The organism is Modestobacter sp. VKM Ac-2983 (assembly GCF_026967885.1).
Taxonomy (GTDB): domain Bacteria; phylum Actinomycetota; class Actinomycetes; order Mycobacteriales; family Geodermatophilaceae; genus Modestobacter.
In genome coordinates this window covers 76418-92810 of sequence record NZ_JAPVBK010000005.1, presented here as the reverse complement: position 1 = coordinate 92810, position 16393 = coordinate 76418, and the positions used below count along the sequence as shown (strand labels likewise).

Genomic DNA, 16393 nt, shown 5'->3' with positions numbered 1-16393 from the left:
CCCGGTGAGCACCGGGGGCCCGGCCCCGTCCGGCCGGGTCAGCACCGAGGGCTCAGCAGCCGGACCAGACCCCCAGCAGCACAGAGCCGCCGCAGCACAGAGCCCCGCCGGACCTGGTCCGGCGGGGCTCTGTGCTGCGGTGCGTGCTGTGTCAGGCGCTGACGTGCTGGCTCTGCCGGCTGTTGGACGCCGGCTCGGCCGAACCACGGCTGTCCAGGTCACGCAGGTGCGACTCCAGGTAGGAGCGCAGCCGGGTGCGGTACTCCCGCTCGAAGGTGCGCAGCTCGTCGACCTTGCGCTCGAGGCTGGCCCGCTTCTCCTCCAGGGAGCCCATCGCCTCCACGTGCTTGCGCTCGGCGTCCTGGGCGAGGGCGGTGGCCTTGGCACGGGCCTCGCGCTCCATCGTGTCCGCGCGGGTGCGGGCGTCACCGAGCATGCTGTCGGCGCGGCTCTTGGCCTCACCGACCATCTGCTCGCTCTTGGCCCGCGCCTCGGACATCATCCGGTCGCTGCTGCTCTTGGCGGTGCCCACCATCTGGTCGGCCTGGGCCTTGGCCTCGTTGACGTGCCGCTCGGCCGTCTCGGTGGCCAGCGCCAGCATCCGGGAGGCACGGATCGCGTCGTCCTCGCGCACCTGTGCCGCCGCTGTCTGCGCCGGCGGGGGCGGCGGGGCCGCGACGGTCATCGGCGCGGACTCGGGCCGCTCCTCCCGCTCCCCGGACCCGGTGCCACCGGAGCCGCGCAGGTCGTTGTTCTCCTCGATGAGCCGGGCCAGCTCGGCCTCGACCACGTCGAGGAAGGCGTCCACCTCGTCCTCGTCGTAGCCGCGCTTGCCGATCGGCGGCTTCTTGAAGACGACGTTGTGCACGTCGGCGGGAGTCAGTGGCATGCGGCTCACCTCAGGTCGGGCGGGAGGAACGGGGACGGATCCAGATCGGCGGCGAACCGGTTCGGGTCCGCACCCCGCTCGGGCACGGTACGACGGATCATGCGATGGAGTAGGCCCAGCTGCTCAGGATGCTGCGCAGGAGGATCACGGCGATCAGCAGAACCATAAACCCCAGATCGAGGCGGATGGACCCGAGGTTCAGCGGCGGGATGACCTTCCGCACCGCCTTGAGCGGCGGGTCGGTCGCTGCGTAGACGACCTCGAGCCCCGCCGCGACCAGACCCTGGGGGCGCCAGCTGCGGGCGAGCACCATCACCCAGTCCACGACGAAGCGGGCGAACAGGAGGATCAGGAAGACGAGCAGGATCGACGAGACGATCTGCAGAAGGAGAGCCACGGTCCTCGCTCGTTCGGGAGCACCTCACGCCGAGGCGCAGGGTGCACGGGGTCAGGACTGGCTGAAGAAGCCGCCCTCACGGATGCGGGCCTTGTCCTCAGCCGTCACGTCGACGTCCTGCGGACTGAGCAGGAAGACCTTGGCCGTGACTCGCTCGATACTACCGTGCAGGCCGAACGTCAGGCCGATGGCGAAGTCGACGAGCCGCTTCGCGTCGGCGTGCTCCATGTCGGTCAGGTTCATGATCACCGGCATGCCGTCCCGGAAGCGCTCGCCGATGGTGCGGGCCTCGTTGTAGGAGGCCGGGTGCACCGTGGTGATCCGGTAGCCCTGCGGAGCCGGCGACGGCACCGGCGCGGGGGCCGGGACGGGCTCGGGCGCGGAGGCCACGGGCTCGCTCATGGCCAGGCCGGTCGCGGCACCGGAACCGCCGGAGCTGATCCGACTGCGGCCCGACGAACCGGCCCCGGCGCTCCCGGCGGCGGACAGCCCGCTACCGGCCAGTCGTGCGGCGGTGCTGCCGCTCGCCAGGCCGATCGTCCGTGGCGTGGCCGGCCGCCGGCCCAGGGAGACCTCGGGCTCGGGGGCGCGTTCCTCGACCGGCTCGTCGACCGGGCGCACACCGGCGTACTCGGTGTCGTAGCCACCGCCGTAGCCGCTGCCGTAGCCGTACCGGGACTCCTCCGCCACGGGGTCGGCGTCATCGGCGGCGTACCGGTCGTAGCCGCGGTCGTAGCCCCGGTCGTCGCGGTCGTAGTCGCTCTGCCGTGCGGCGTAGCGGTCGTACCCGCCACGGGTGTCGTCGTCCTCGACGAGGCCGAGGTAGACCCCCATCCTCCGCATCGCTCCCGCCATCGGACGTCTCCCTCTGGTCTCGTCGGCGCTGGGCGCCCCGCGCTGCACTCAGGTGCCTGGGTGGTTCAGGTGGTTCGGGTGGGACTCGGGAGGGCGCCGGCGTGCCACGTCACTCCCCCGCGCCCCGGCCCGGTGTCACTGCTCTGCACCGGAGGCTAGGGGGCGCGTCCCGAACAACGCGGTACCGACACGCACCACAGTGGCCCCAGCTGTCACAGCAGCCTCCAGGTCGCCGCTCATGCCTGCCGATGTCTCCGAGGCACCAGGATGATCGGCGCGCAGCCGAGCGGCCAGCTCGGCCAGCCGCTCGAACGCCGGGGCGGGCTCCTCACCCCGGGGGGCCACCGCCATCAGTCCCCGCAGCCGCAGCTCCGGCGCGCCGGCGACCGCGTCCGCGAGGCCGGGGACGTCGGTCGGCGGGGCCCCGCCCCGGCTGCCGAGCTCGCCCTCCGGGCCACCCAGGTCGACCTGGACGTAGACGTCCAGGACCCGCTGCTCGTGCTCGGCGGCGCGGGCCAGCGCCGTCACCAGCGAGGCTCGGTCCACCGAGTGCACCGTGGCACCGAGCCGGGCCACCGGGGCCACCTTGTTCCGCTGCAGCTGCCCGACCAGGTGCCAGTGCAGCTCGGGCACGGCGGGGTCCTCGGCCAGGGCCGCCGCCTTCCCGGCCAGCTCCTGCACCCGGTTCTCGGCGAAGTGCCGCTGCCCGAGCGCCGCGAGGGCCCGGACGTCGTCGGCCGACCAGGTCTTGCTCACCGCCAGCAGCCGCACCTCGGCCGGGTCCCGTCCGGCTGCCCGGGCGGCGTCGTCGATCCGGGCGCGGACGGCTCGCAGGTTCTCGGCGAGGGGCGACCTGTTCTCGGCGAGGGGCGACATGCCCTCATCCTCCCCGCAGCGACCGCGTCGGTCCCCCGGCGGGTGAGCCGCCCGGCCCCGCCCCGGGGCTCGCTGCGAGCGTGCGCGCGGCGGGCCCGGGGCGGGGTCGGTCAGGAGCCGAGCCAGACGACGCCGGCCTGGCGCCCGGTCACGCCGTCGCGGCGGTGGCTGAACAGCCGGGGGTCCTCGACGGTGCAGCGCGGGTCGTGCACGACCTGCCCGACGCCGGCGCGGCGGAGGACCTCGGCGATCCCCGCCCGCAGGTCGAGCCCCGGCGTGCCGCGCCGGGTGCGGACCGCGCTGGCCGGGGCGACCCGGGCGACGTCGGCCTGCATCTGCGCGGGCACCTCGTAGTCCAGCCCGCAGACGGCCGGGCCGAGCAGGGCCTCCACGTCACCCGGCCGCGAGCCCAGCCGGGTCATCGCCGCCAGCGTGGCCGGGACGACGCCGGCCCGCACCCCCTCGCGGCCGGCGTGCACGGCGGCGACCACCCCGGCGACGGGGTCGGCCAGCAGCACCGGCACGCAGTCGGCGACCAGCACGCACAGCACCAGGCCGGGGGTGGCGGTGACGAGTGCGTCGACGTCGGCGACCGGGTTCTCGTCGGCGTCTTCGACGATCGCGACGCCGGTGCCGTGCACCTGGGTCATCCAGAGCAGCCGGTCGGCGGGCACGCCGAGCTCGCCGGCCAGCCGTGCCCGGTTGGCCGCGACGGCGTCCGGGTCGTCGCCGACGTGCACCCCCAGGTTGAAGGAGTCGTACGGCGCGACAGAACGGCCGCCCCGCCGGTCGGTGACGACCCGGCGGGGTCGCACCGCCGACGGAGCGGCCGAGCGGTCAGTCACGTATCTGACCTGCTGGAAACGGCCCCCGTGCAGGGTCCCGCTGCGAGCTTGCGAGTAGTGGGGGGCACGGGGGTCCTTCTACTGGCTGCGGAGGAACTCGGGGATGTCGAGCTCCTCCTCGAAGTCGTCCGAGGCCAACGGCCGACGGGCGGTGCCGCCCTGGCCGCCACCCTGGCCGGCGATCGGCGGCAGCGGCGGCACGGTGATCCCACCGCCCTGCGGCGCACTCCCCGGCTGACCCGGGCGCGGCGCCGACGGGGAGGAGGCCGCCGGGGCGGCCGGCACCTGCGGCGGCGCGGTCGCAGCCGGACCGGCCGACCGCTCCCCCGTCTGCACCGGCGCCGGCGGACGGGCCGCCGGCGGGGTGCTCACCGGTGCGGCCGGTGCGGTGGGTGCCGACGTCGCCAGCGGGGTGCTGCCGGCGTCCTTGCGGGTGCCGGGCTTGCCACCGTCGAAACCGGCCGCGATCACGGTGACCCGCACCTCGTCACCGAGGGCGTCGTCGATGACGGCGCCGAAGATGATGTTGGCGTCCGGGTGTGCGGCGTCGGAGACCAGCGAGGCAGCCTCGTTGATCTCGAACAGCCCCAGGTCCGACCCACCGGAGATCGACAGCAGGACGCCGTGGGCGCCCTCCATCGAGGCCTCCAGCAGAGGCGAGGCGATCGCCTGTTCAGCTGCGAGCAGGGCGCGGTTGTCCCCGCGGGCGCTGCCGATCCCCATCAGCGCCGAGCCTGCCCCGGACATGACCGACTTGACGTCGGCGAAGTCCAGGTTGATCAGGCCGGGCGTGGTGATCAGGTCGGTGATGCCCTGCACACCGGAGAGCAGCACCTGGTCGGCGGTGCGGAAGGCGTCCATCACGCTGACGTTCCGGTCGCCCAGCTGCAGCAGCCGGTCGTTCGGGATCACGATGAGCGTGTCGCACTCGTTGCGCAGCTCCTCGATGCCCGTCTCGGCCTGGACCGCCCGCCGCTTCCCCTCGAAGGAGAACGGGCGGGTGACCACGCCGATCGTCAGGGCGCCGAGCTTGCGGGAGATGGAGGCGACGACGGGCGCACCGCCGGTGCCCGTGCCGCCGCCCTCGCCGGCCGTCACGAAGACCATGTCGGCGCCCTTGAGCACCTCTTCGATCTCCTCGCGGTGGTCCTCGGCGGCCTGCCGGCCGACATCGGGCTGCGCACCGGCGCCCAGGCCGCGGGTGAGCTCACGGCCGACGTCGAGCTTGACGTCGGCGTCGCTCATCAGCAGCGCCTGCGCATCGGTGTTGATCGCGATGAACTCGACCCCCTTGAGGCCGACCTCGATCATGCGGTTGACCGCGTTCACCCCGCCGCCGCCGATGCCGACGACCTTGATGACCGCTAGGTAGTTGTGCGGAGGTGTCATGCCGCGCTCCCCAACTGGACCCTCATCCTTAGGTTAAGCCTTATAGTTATGTCAACTGAGTCGTTGTGAGGACGAAGTTAGGTGTGCCCATCCGAGGCAGCAAGCACCCTCCTTGGTTCGGCGTGTCCATCCGGCGGATTCCCACGAGGATCTGCCGACCCATCCGTCACTTGCCGCTCACGAGACGTGACGACCCGCCTGGTCAGCGTCTCCAGTTCGACTGCAGACATCTCCGGCCGGGTCCGGCACGCGGAGACGGACGACTCGCGGACCTTTTTCTGGCCGGGCGTGTCGGGAGCCCGACCGACTCCGGGGGATCAGCGCAGGACGACCGCGTCAGGGGTGCTGACGTCGAGGGTGCCGGCCGGGTCGAGGGTGCCCTGGTCGATCTGGTCCAGCAGCGCGTGCAGCACCTCGGCCTTGCGGTCGGTCCGTTCGGCGCTCCCCCAGCGCACGGACCGACCGTCGGTCAGGGTCAGCGTGACGTCGTCGGCGGTGCGCGCGGACACCTGGGTCACCTGGCTGCGCACGGCGTCCGGCAGCGCGGTGAGCGCACCCAGCGCGGCGGTGGTGGCCGCGTCGTCCGGGCCGGGGTCGCGGACGTCGAGCGGGACCACCCCGCTCGGGGCGTCGCCGGTGATGGTGTCGAACACCACGCCCCCGGCGTCGAGCAGCTGCCGGGTGCCGGCCTGCTCCACGACGGCGACCGGGACGCGCTCGGCCAGCGTGACCACGACCGTCCCCGGCCAGCCGCGGGTCACCTCCACCGAGGCGACCTGCGGGAGCTGGGCCACCCGCCCGGCCGCCGTCCCGGTGTCCACCCGCGCCAACGGGGTGCCCTCCTCGATCCCGGCGACGGAGACGACCTGGGCGTCGGACAGCGCGACGGCACCGTCGACCCGCACGGCGCGCACCGCGAGCAACGGGCTGGCCAGCAGCACCCACGCCGCGAGCGCGACCACGACGGCCAGCGCGACCGCCGCCACGACCAGCCGGCGGCGTGGCCGGTGCGCGCGACGGGACCGACCGCGCCGGGAGCCCAGCGAGGTGACCGGTGCAGCAGCTCCCGCCGGGGCGGCGCCGCGCCGCGGTCTGCGGGACCGGTCGCGGGTCGTCGACCCCGTGCGGCTCACCGTGGTGGCTCCGGCCCGTCCTCCACCGCGTCCGTCGGCTCCGGCGGTGGCGCGAGCGCCACCAGCACCTCGGGACCGACCATCGACACGTCGCCGGCGCCCATGGTCACCACCAGGTCGCCCGGGCGCGCCCGGTCGGCCATCGCGCCGGCGGCCGCCGACCACGAGGGCTCGAAGGCGACCCGCCCGGCGGGAAGGGGCACCGCGTCGGCCACCAGCGCACCGGTCACCCCGGGGACCGGGTCCTCCCGGGCGCCGTAGACCTCCATCACCACGACCTCGTCGGCCAGGCCGAGCGCCGCGCCGAAGCCGGCGGCGAACTGCGCCGTCCGGCTGTAGAGGTGCGGCTGGAAAAGCACCAGCAGGCGCCCCTCCCCCACCACCGCGCGGGCGGCACGCAGCTGGGCGTCCACCTCGGTGGGGTGGTGGGCGTAGTCGTCGTACACCCGGACCCCGGCGACGGTGCCCTTGAGCTCGAAGCGACGGTGCACACCGCCGAACCGGGCCAGCCCGGTGACCAGCCCGGCGGCGGGCAGGCCCAGCTCCAGGCCGGCCAGCAGCGCCGCGGCGCTGTTGAGGGCCATGTGCACGCCGGGCAGCCGGATGTGCACCGCGCCGAGCTCCCGACCGTCGAGGACGGCGGTGTACCGGGTGCCGTCCGGGCCGACCTCCAGGTCGACCAGGCGGAGGTCCGCCCCGGCCGACTGGCCGTAGGTGCGCACCCGGGCGGTGGCTCCCACGCCGGCCAGCCGGGCAGCACCCGGGTCGTCGGCGCAGAGCACCAGGAAGCCCTCGGCGGGCACGGTGCGCACGAACGTGTCGAACGCCGCCTCCACCGCGGCCAGGTCGCCGTAGTTGTCCAGGTGGTCGGCCTCGACGTTGGTGACGATGCCCCCGCGCGGGGCCAGCAGCAGGAAGGACCGGTCGCTCTCGTCGGCCTCGGCGAGGAAGACGTCGCCCTGGCCGGCGTGGGCGTTCGAGCCGGACTCGTTGAGCGTGCCGCCGATGGCGAAGGATGGGTCGACCCCACAGGCCTGGACGGCGACCGTGAGCATCGAGGTCGTCGAGGTCTTCCCGTGGGTGCCCGCCACCGCCACGCTGCGCCGTCCGGCCATCACCGCCGCCAGCGCCACCGCCCGCGGCAGCACCCGCAGCCCGCGCTCCCGGGCGGCCACCAGCTCGGCGTTCTCGTCGCGGATCGCGGTGGAGACCACCACGGTCGCCGCCTCGCCCAGGTGCTCGGCGGCGTGACCGACCTCGATCCGGGCACCGAGCGCGTCCAGCGCGCGCAGCGCCGGGGAGTCCCGCCGATCGCTGCCGGACACCGGCACGCCGCGGGCCAGCATGATCCGGGCGATGCCGCTCATCCCGGCCCCGCCGATGCCGATGAAGTGCACCGGCCCCAGCTCGGCCAGGGCCGGGATCGGCCCGCGCCAGGCGGCGACGTCGGCGGCGCTCATCGGTTCCGCACCCCCTCGGCGGCGACCTGCAGCACGAGGTCGGCCAGCCGCTCGTCGGCGTCCGGGGTGCCCGCGGCGGCCGCGGCGGCGGCCAGCGCCGACAGCGCGGCCGGGTCGGTGAGCAGCGGCACGAGCTCGCTCCGGATCCAGGCCGGCGACAGGTCCGCGTCGGCGAGCAGCAGCCCGCCACCGGCCTCGACCACGGGCAGCGCGTTGAGCCGCTGCTCCCCGTTGCCGATCGGCAGCGGGACGAACACGGCCGGCAGCCCGACCGCGGAGAGCTCGGCCACGGTCACCGCACCGGAGCGGCACAGCGCCAGGTCCGCCGCGGCGTAGGCCAGGTCCATCCGTTCCAGGTAGTCCACGACGACGTAGGGCGCGCCCCCGGCCGGCCGGGCGGGCACCGAGACGTCGGTGTTCTTCGGCCCCCGGGCGTGCAGCACCTGCACCCCGGCGGCGGTCAGCGCGTCGGCCGCGCCGACCGCGGCCCGGTTCAGTGACGCGGCGCCCTGCGATCCACCGAAGACCAGCAGGGTCGGGCGGTCGGGGTCCAGCCCGAACTCGGCCCGCGCCTCGGCCCGCCGGGCGGCCCGGTCCAGCCCGCTGATCGCGGTGCGCAGCGGCATCCCGACGTGCTCGGCGCGGTGCAGCGGCGTGCTCGGGACGGTGACCGCGACGCGGGCGGCGAGCCGGGCGCCGATCCGGTTGGCCAGCCCGGGCAGCGCGTTCTGCTCGTGCACCACGATCGGGACGCCGGCCCGCCCCCGCCCGGCCCGACGGGCGGCCAGGTACGCCGGCAGGGCGACGTACCCGCCGAAGCCGACGACGACGTCGGCGTCGAGCTCGGTGAGCAGCGCCCGGGTCTCGGCGACGGCCCGGCGGACCCGGCCCGGGACGCGCAGCAGGTCCGGCGTGGGCTTGCGCGGCAGCGGGACCGGCGGGATGAGCCGCAGGTCGTAGCCCCGGGCCGGCACGAGGCGGGTCTCCATGCCCCGGGCGGTGCCCAGGCAGGTGACCCGGGGAGCACCGCCGGCAGCACCGGTGCGGCGGGTGAGGGCGTCGGCGAGGGCGAGCATCGGCTCGATGTGGCCACCGGTGCCCCCACCGGCGAGCACGACGTGCACCGGGGTGGGGCCGGAGGAGGGCACGGCCGGGCCGTTCTCGCCGGGATCGTGCTGGGGTGAGGTCACTGCGGGCGTCCTGGCCGTTCTGTTCTCGGGGGGCGGGACCGCGGGACGGGCCGGCCCTGGGCGGCGGGCGGCTCCCCGGACCGGGGACGGTCGCGGAGCCCCTCATGCAGGGCAGGCCCCGCCGCGGACGAGGGCCGGCTGCGGACGGTCGGGCGGTCACCGGGGTTCTGCCGGCGGTCGACAGTCTGCCGTTCCGGGCCACCGCGGCGCGCGTCCGGGGCGGGCCCCGGAGCCCCGGCACCACGTCCCCGGCCCACCGGGGACGACGTCGGGTGCCCGGTCACCCGGGCGACCGTCCGGCCGTTGCCACGCCGGGGGGCCGGGGGCGGCGGACCGGGGCGGGCGGTGGACCGGCTCTCGCGGCGTCGGCGGGAGGGCACCGGGTCGACGGCCGCCGAGGGGACCGGCGCCAGCAGCCGGGCCAACCGGCCGCGGCGCTGGCTCCGCTGGGAGGCGATCGCGGCCGGTTCGGCCCGGGCGAAGCGGACCAGCAGCCCGACGACGAAGAGGGTGAGGACCAGCGAGGTGCCGCCGGCGGAGATCAGCGGCAGCGTCACGCCGGTGACCGGCAGCAGGCCCACGACGTAGCCCATGTTGATCACGGCCTGCCCGACCAGCCACACCGTGATGGCGACGCTGGACAGCTGGACGAAGCGGTCGGCGGACCGGTGGGCGATCCGGAACCCGGCCCACGCCAGGATCCCGTAGAGGGTCACCACCACCAGGCAGCCCAGGAAGCCCAGCTCCTCGCCGATGATCGCGAAGATGTAGTCGGACTCCGCGTGCGGCAGGATGTTCCACTTCATCGCGCTGTTGCCCAGCCCGACGCCCCACACCCCGCCGGTGGCCAGCGCGTACAGCCCGCGGATCGCCTGGTAGCCGCCGTTCTCCGGATCGGCGAAGGGGTCCAGGAACGAGGTGATCCGGGCCATCCGGTAGCTCGCGAACGTCACCATCAGGGCGACGGCCACGGCGGCGAGCGCCACGGCACCGGCGATGTAGCGGCGGGACAGCCCACCGGCCCACATCAACCCGGCCAGCACCAGACCCAGGCTGACCACCGCCCCCATGTCGGGCTCGAGCAGCAGCAGCAACGACAGCACGCCGAACACCGGCAACACCGGGACGAGCAGCGACTGCACGGTCAGGTACTTCTCCCGCAGGGCGATGACGTGGGCGCCCCACAGCGCGAAGACCAGCTTGCCGAGCTCGGACGGCTGGAAGTTGGTGAAGCCCAGGTCGAACCAGGCCCGGGAACCGTTCAGCTTCAGCCCGATGCCCGGCACCAGGACCAGCAGCAGCAGCCCGGCGACGCCGAGCAGCGCCCAGCCGGAGAACTGGCGGATGCGGCCGACCGGCAGGTGCATTGCGGCGAGCATGGCGAGCAGCCCGATCGCGGCGAAGGCGATCTGCCGGACGCCGGGGAGCCAGGCCGGCTGGCCGGCCTTGGCCGCCTCGATCGAGGAGGCGGAGAAGACCATCACCAGACCGATGGCCAGCAGCATGCCGGCCGCCCCGAGCACCAGGTGCGAGCTGGTCATCGGGCCGTCGACCCAGGCCGGGACGCGGAAGCGCGGCCCCGCGGCCCGGGCGGCAGTGGGCTGCTGCTCCTCGCGGCCGGGACGGCGGGACGAGCGCTGCCCGGTGGTCGCCGTCACCGGCCGCTCACCCCAGCGCGCGGACCGCGTCGGCGAAGGCCCGGCCGCGGTGCGCGTAGTCGGTGAACACGTCCATCGAGGCGGCCGCCGGGGCGAGCAGCACGGTGTCCCCGGGGCGGGCCAGCCGGACGGCAGCCGCGACCACCTCACGCATCACGCTGTCCCCATCCGTCACAGCGCCATCGTCGCCGCTGGGGACCACCGTGCGTGGGACCGACGGGGCGTGTCGCGCCAGCGACCGGGCCAGCACCTCCCGATCTCGGCCCAGCAGCACCACCCCGGCCAGCCGCGGGGCGACCGCGGCGACCAGCGGCTCGACGTCGGCGCCCTTGAGCAGGCCCCCGGCGATCCACACAACCCGCGGGTAGGCGGCCAGCGAGGCCCCGGCCGCGTGCGGGTTCGTGGCCTTGCTGTCGTCGACGAAGTCGATGCCGTCGACGCTGCCGACCAGCACGTTGCGGTGGGCGCCGCCGCGGAAGCCGGCCAGGCCGCGACCGACCGCGGCCGCGTCGACGCCGGCGACCCGGGCCAGCGCCGCGGCGGCCAGCGCGTTCACCGTGTTGTGCGGCCCCCGCACCTGCAGGGCCTCGAGCTCGGCGAGCACCTCACCGGCCGGGTCCGGGCTGAACGTGCGGTCGACGAGGGCACCGGACCGGACGCCGAGCTGGCCGCGGGCGGGCTCGCCGAGGGTCACGGTGACCGGGTGCCGGTGGGCGGCGACGAGCCCGGACGCGACCGGGTCGCCGGCGTCGGCGACCGCGACCGGCGCCAGCCGCAGCAGGCGGGCCTTGGCGTCGCGGTAGGCGTCGAAGGAGCCGTGCCAGTCGACGTGGTCGTCGGCGACGTTGAGCACGCAGGCGGCGGCGGGGGCGATCGAGGAGGACCAGTGCAGCTGGAAGCTGGAGAGCTCCACGGCGATCGCGTCGTGGGCGGGGGCGCCGTCGGCGTCGCGGGCGGTGACCACCTCGACGAGCGGCCGGCCGACGTTGCCCGCGGCGACCGCCCGCAGCCCGCCGGCCAGCAGGACCGCCTCGAGCATCGTGACCGTCGTCGTCTTCCCGTTGGTGCCGGTGACCGCGAACCAGGGGGCGGGCTCCGCACCCGGCGCCGCCGTCCGCAGCCGCCAGGCCAGCTCCGGTTCGCCGATGACCTCCACGCCGCGGGCGGCGGCGGTCCGCAGCAGCGGGGAGTCCGGCCGCCAGCCCGGGGAGGTGACGACCAGGTCGACGTCCTCCGGCGGCTCGCTGAGCGCCCCGAGCCAGCGGGCGCCCGACTCGACGAGCTCGGTCAGCACGGCGGGCTCGGTGGCGTCGGTGAGCCAGACCTCGTCCCCGCGCGCCAGCAGCACCCGGGCCGCCGCCGCGCCGGAGACGCCGAGCCCGGCGACGAGCACGGTGCCCAGCGGTCGGTCCGCCGTCCCGTTCGCGTGGGTCACCTCTACAGCCCCGTGACGGAGAGCCAGTCGGCGTAGAACAGCCCGAGCCCGAAGGCGACCGCCATCCCGGTGACCAGCCAGAACCGGACGATCACCGTGTTCTCCGCCCAGCCGGCCAGCTCGAAGTGGTGGTGCAGGGGCGCCATCCGGAAGACCCGGCGGTGGGTGGCCCGGAAGAAGCCGACCTGGATCACCACCGACAGGGTGACCGCCACGAACAGCCCGCCCAGGACGACGAGCAGCAACTCGGTGCGGGTGACGATGGCCAGCCCGGCCATCAGCCCGCCGAGGGCCAGCGAACCGGTGTCGCCCATGAAGATCCGGGCCGGCGAGGTGTTCCACCACAGGAAGCCCAGGCAGGCGCCCATCGCCGCGGCGGCCACCAGCGTGACGTCGAGCGGGTCGCGGACCGTGTAGCAGCCGTCGACGAAGCCGCCGGCGCAGTCGTTCCCGAACTGCCAGAACGAGATGACCACGTAGGAGCCGAACACCATCGCCGAGGCGCCGGCGGCCAACCCGTCGAGGCCGTCGGTGAGGTTCACCGCGTTGGAGAAGCCGGCGATGAAGAGGTAGGCCAGCGCGACGAACGCGACCGTCGGCAGGGTGAGCGGGGCGATGTCCCGGACGAAGGAGACCGTCGTGGTGGCCACCGCGGTCCCGTCCTCGCCGTCGGCCATCAGCGCGAGCACGGCGAAGGTGACCCCGATGACCAGCTGGCCGACCAGCTTGGCGGTCTTGTTCAGGCCGAGGCTGCGCCGGTACCGGATCTTGAGGTAGTCGTCGAGGAACCCGACGGTGCCCAGGCCGATGAGCAGGAACAGCAGCAGCAGACCGGTGGCGGTGACGCCACGGCCCTCCTGGTTGATCACGAACAGGTGCGCCACCAGGTAGCCGACCACCGTGGCCAGCACCATCACGGTGCCGCCCATGGTGGGCGTGCCCTTCTTCGACAGGTGGCTCTCCGGGCCGTCGTCCCGGATCTCCTGCCCGAAGCCGTGCTTCCGGAAGGCCTTGATCGCCAACGGGGTCAGCAGGATCGAGACGATCAGCCCGACGGCGGCGGCGACGAGGACCGACCTCACGCGGTCACCTCCGGGCCGCCGTCGGCGATCAGGTCGGCGGCGAGCTCCTCGAGGCCGTAGCTGCGCGAGGCCTTGACCAGGACGACGTCCCCGGGCCCGACCACCTCGCTCAGCAACCGCCGGGCTGCTGCCCGGTCCGGCAGGTGCACGGACTCCTCCTGCTCTCCCCCGCGGTCGCCTGCGCGACCACGGGCGTCCAGTTCCGCACGGGCACCCGCGTGCACACCGGCCGCGTCGGGCCCGACGGAGACGACGAGGTCGACCCCGGCGCGCACGGCGTCCCGGCCCAGCTCCTCGTGCGCGGCCCCGGCGGTGGGGCCGAGCTCCCCCATCGCACCGAGCACGGCGATCCGGCGGCGGCCCCGCAGCCGGCGGAGCGCGGCCAGCGCGGCCCGCATCGACTCGGGGTTGGCGTTGTAGGCGTCGTTGACGACGGTCACGCCGTCGGCGCGGGTGGTGACCTCCATCCGCCAGCGGCTGCGCGGCGCGGCGGCCGACAGCGCCTGCGCGACCGCGGCGGGCGTCATCCCGGCGGCCAGCGCCGCGCCGGCGGCGGACAGCGCGTTGGCGACCTGGTGCACGCCGACGACCTGCAGGGCGACCGGGTGCTGCTCGCCGCGGGCATGGAGGGCGAACCGGGCGCGGGCGGCGTCGTCGAGCTCCACGTCGGTGGCCCGCACGTCGGCGTGCTCGGCCAGCCCGGTGGTCAGCACCGCGGCCTGCGTGCGCGGGGCCATGCCGGCCACCCGGGCGTCGTCGGCGTTGAGCACCGCGGTGCCGCCGGCCGGCAGTGCCGCCACCAGCTCGCCCTTGCTGGTGGCGATCACCTCGGCGCTGCCGAACTCGCCGAGGTGGGCGGACCCGACGTTGAGCACCACGCCGATGGCCGGCCGGGCGATGTGGCACAGCCGGGCGATGTGGCCGGGGCCGCGCGAGCCCATCTCCAGCACCAGGAAGCGGGTGTCCGCACCGGCGGAGAGGACGGTCAGCGGCAGGCCGATGTCATTGTTGAACGAGCCCTGCGGGCTGACGGTCGGGCCGGCGGCCGCCAGCACCTGGCCGAGCAGGTCCTTGGTCGAGGTCTTGCCGGAGGACCCGGTGACGCCGATGGTCACCAGTCCGGCCTCCACGAGCCGGGCGTGCACCGCGGCGGCCAGCCGGCCCAGGGCCGCCACCGGGTCGGTGACGACGACACAGGGCAGGGCGGGGTCGGCGCGGGCGGTCAGTGCCCCGGCCGCGCCCGCCGCGGCGGCGGCGGGGAGGAAGTCGGCGCCGTCCACCCGTTCCCCGGGGAGGGCGACGAAGAGGTCGCCGGGGGCGACCGCGCGGGAGTCGACCAGCACCGCGCCGGTCACCGTGGCGGAGCCGTCACCGACGAGGTCGCCGTCGACGGCCGCGGCCACCTCGGCCAGGGTCAGGGCGATCACGCGTCCTCCTCGCTGGCGCTCGTCGGCCGCGTGCTCGACGATGCTGCGCTCATGCGTGACCTCGCAAGCTCGGTCACGAGTCCACCTCGCTGGCGCTCGTCGGCCGCGTGCTCGACGATGCTGCGCTCATGCGTGACCTCGCGAGCTCGATCACGTACCCACCTCGATGGCGGCCAGCAGGTCGCGCAGCACCACGCGGTCGTCGAAGGGCAGCACCTGACCGCCCACCTCCTGACCCGTCTCGTGGCCCTTGCCGGCCACGAGCAGCGTGTCACCCGGTCGCGCGAGCCCGACGGCGGCCGCCAGGGCGGCCCGCCGGTCGCCGATCTCCAGCACCTCGGCGCGCTGGTCGGCCGGGACCTCGCCGGCACCGGCGCGCATCGCCGCGCGGATGGCCGACGGGTCCTCCGACCGCGGGTTGTCGTCGGTGATCACCAGCACGTCGCTGCCGGCCGCCCCGGCGGCGCCCATCCCCGGCCGTTTGCCCGGGTCGCGGTCACCGCCGCACCCCAGCACGGTGATCAGCCGCCCCGGGGTGGCCGGGCGCAGTGCGGCCAGCGCGGTCTGCACCGCGTCGGGGGTGTGCGCGTAGTCGACGACGGCGACGAAGGGCTGGCCGGCGTCCACCGGCTCCATCCGCCCGGGGACGACGGTCTTCGCGATCCCGGGCAGCGCCGTCTCCGGCGGCACGCCGACGGCGTCCAGCAGCGCCACGGCGAGCACCGCGTTCGCCACGTTGAAGCTGCCGGGCAACCGCAGGTGCGCGGGCCAGCTGCGCCCGCCCGGGCCGTGCAGCGTGAAGGTCGACCCACCGGTGGATACGGCGGCCACGTCGGTGGCCGACCAGTCCGCACCCGGGGCACCGGAGCCGGAGACGGTGACCGTGCCCGGGCGGACCAGCCGCCGCCCGGCGGGGTCGTCGACGTCGACCACCTCGACGGCGGCCCGCCCGTCGAACAGCAGCGCCTTGGCCTGGAAGTAGCTCTCCGGGTCGCCGTGGAAGTCCAGGTGGTCGCGGGAGAGGTTGGTGAACCCGGCCGCGGCGAAGCGCACCCCGCCGACCCGGCCCTGCACCAGCGCGTGGCTGGAGACCTCCATGACCACCGCGCGGACGCCGGAGTCGACCATCGTGCCGAGCAGGGCGTGCAGGTCGGCCGCCTCCGGCGTCGTCCGGACGCTGGGCAGCTCGGTGGTCACCGGCGTCCCGTCGGCGTCCCGGCCGCGGGTGCGGGTCTGCACCGTGCCGATCAGGCCGCTGGCCCACCCGGCGGCGGCCAGGCCGGCCTCGACCAGGTAGCTCGTCGTCGTCTTGCCGTTGGTGCCGGTGATGCCGAGCACGGTCAGCAGCTCGCTGGGGAGCCCGTAGACCCGGGAGGCGACCGCGCCCAGCACGGACCGCGGGTCCTCGACCACGCAGACCGGCAGGCCGGTGGCCCGGGCCTGCTCCTCCCCCGCCGGGTCGGTCAGCACCGCGCGGGCACCGCGTGCGGCGGCGTCGGCGGTGTGGCGGGCGCCGTGGGTGCGGGCGCCGGGCAGCGCGGCGTAGAGGTCACCGGGGCGGACGTCGCCGGAGGCGTGGGTGACACCGGTGACGTCCACAGCGGTCGGGCCGGTCACCGGGGCGCCGACGAGGTCGGCGAGATCACCGAGGGAGAGCGGGCGGTTCCCGGCCGGCCGGGACGCCGCCCCGGGCGCAGTCGGGGTCACGACGGTCCAATCTACCGGCGCGGAGGAGCGCGACCCGATCACCTGGCGGC

14 protein-coding genes are annotated in these 16393 nt (G+C 75.3%); all 14 read right to left on the bottom strand.

Features of this window, described 5'->3' with window-relative positions; genetic code table 11:
• Positions 1-151: 151 nt before the first annotated feature.
• Positions 152-889, bottom strand: coding sequence for a DivIVA-like cell division protein Wag31 (gene wag31 / locus O2W18_RS19200; protein WP_269189037.1), 738 nt, complete (start codon positions 887-889; stop codon positions 152-154).
• Between the two features lie 97 nt (positions 890-986).
• Positions 987-1286: a YggT family protein gene (locus tag O2W18_RS19195; RefSeq protein WP_269189036.1), complete on the bottom strand. Its 300-nt coding sequence runs from the start codon at positions 1284-1286 to the stop codon at positions 987-989.
• A gap of 51 nt (positions 1287-1337) precedes the next feature.
• The gene (locus O2W18_RS19190; RefSeq protein ID WP_269189035.1) at positions 1338-2141 is read right to left on the bottom strand and encodes a cell division protein SepF; all 804 of its coding nucleotides are present in this window, start codon (positions 2139-2141) and stop codon (positions 1338-1340) included.
• Between the two features lie 135 nt (positions 2142-2276).
• The gene (locus O2W18_RS19185) at positions 2277-3017 is read right to left on the bottom strand and encodes a YggS family pyridoxal phosphate-dependent enzyme (protein ID WP_269189034.1); all 741 of its coding nucleotides are present in this window, start codon (positions 3015-3017) and stop codon (positions 2277-2279) included.
• A gap of 110 nt (positions 3018-3127) precedes the next feature.
• Positions 3128-3862, bottom strand: a complete 735-nt coding sequence (gene pgeF, locus O2W18_RS19180; RefSeq protein ID WP_269189033.1) for a peptidoglycan editing factor PgeF — start codon at positions 3860-3862, stop codon at positions 3128-3130.
• A gap of 78 nt (positions 3863-3940) precedes the next feature.
• Complete coding sequence (ftsZ, locus tag O2W18_RS19175) at positions 3941-5251, bottom strand: cell division protein FtsZ (protein ID WP_269189032.1); 1311 nt, start codon at positions 5249-5251, stop codon at positions 3941-3943.
• Between the two features lie 317 nt (positions 5252-5568).
• A complete protein-coding gene (locus tag O2W18_RS19170) occupies positions 5569-6384 on the bottom strand; it encodes a cell division protein FtsQ/DivIB (RefSeq protein ID WP_269189031.1) in 816 nt (271 codons plus the stop codon).
• Positions 6381-7844, bottom strand: coding sequence for a UDP-N-acetylmuramate--L-alanine ligase (gene murC, locus O2W18_RS19165; RefSeq protein ID WP_269189030.1), 1464 nt, complete (start codon positions 7842-7844; stop codon positions 6381-6383). The genes O2W18_RS19170 and murC overlap by 4 nt, the downstream gene beginning before the upstream one ends.
• A complete protein-coding gene (gene murG, locus O2W18_RS19160) occupies positions 7841-9034 on the bottom strand; it encodes an undecaprenyldiphospho-muramoylpentapeptide beta-N-acetylglucosaminyltransferase (protein ID WP_269189029.1) in 1194 nt (397 codons plus the stop codon). Before murG ends, murC begins: the two co-directional genes overlap by 4 nt.
• Positions 9031-10692 (bottom strand): putative lipid II flippase FtsW, encoded by a 1662-nt coding sequence (gene ftsW, locus O2W18_RS19155; RefSeq protein WP_269189028.1) that lies wholly within the window; start codon positions 10690-10692, stop codon positions 9031-9033. The genes murG and ftsW overlap by 4 nt, the downstream gene beginning before the upstream one ends.
• Positions 10693-10699: 7 nt before the next feature.
• Positions 10700-12127 (bottom strand): UDP-N-acetylmuramoyl-L-alanine--D-glutamate ligase, encoded by a 1428-nt coding sequence (gene murD / locus O2W18_RS19150; protein ID WP_269189027.1) that lies wholly within the window; start codon positions 12125-12127, stop codon positions 10700-10702.
• Between the two features lie 2 nt (positions 12128-12129).
• The gene (gene mraY / locus O2W18_RS19145) at positions 12130-13209 is read right to left on the bottom strand and encodes a phospho-N-acetylmuramoyl-pentapeptide-transferase (RefSeq protein WP_269189026.1); all 1080 of its coding nucleotides are present in this window, start codon (positions 13207-13209) and stop codon (positions 12130-12132) included.
• Complete coding sequence (locus O2W18_RS19140) at positions 13206-14636, bottom strand: UDP-N-acetylmuramoyl-tripeptide--D-alanyl-D-alanine ligase (RefSeq protein ID WP_269189025.1); 1431 nt, start codon at positions 14634-14636, stop codon at positions 13206-13208. The genes mraY and O2W18_RS19140 overlap by 4 nt, the downstream gene beginning before the upstream one ends.
• 150 nt (positions 14637-14786) lie before the next feature.
• Positions 14787-16343 carry a UDP-N-acetylmuramoyl-L-alanyl-D-glutamate--2,6-diaminopimelate ligase gene (locus O2W18_RS19135; RefSeq protein WP_269189024.1) on the bottom strand — a complete coding sequence of 519 codons (1557 nt, stop codon included), beginning with the start codon at positions 16341-16343 and terminating at the stop codon, positions 14787-14789.
• Positions 16344-16393 lie beyond the last annotated feature (50 nt).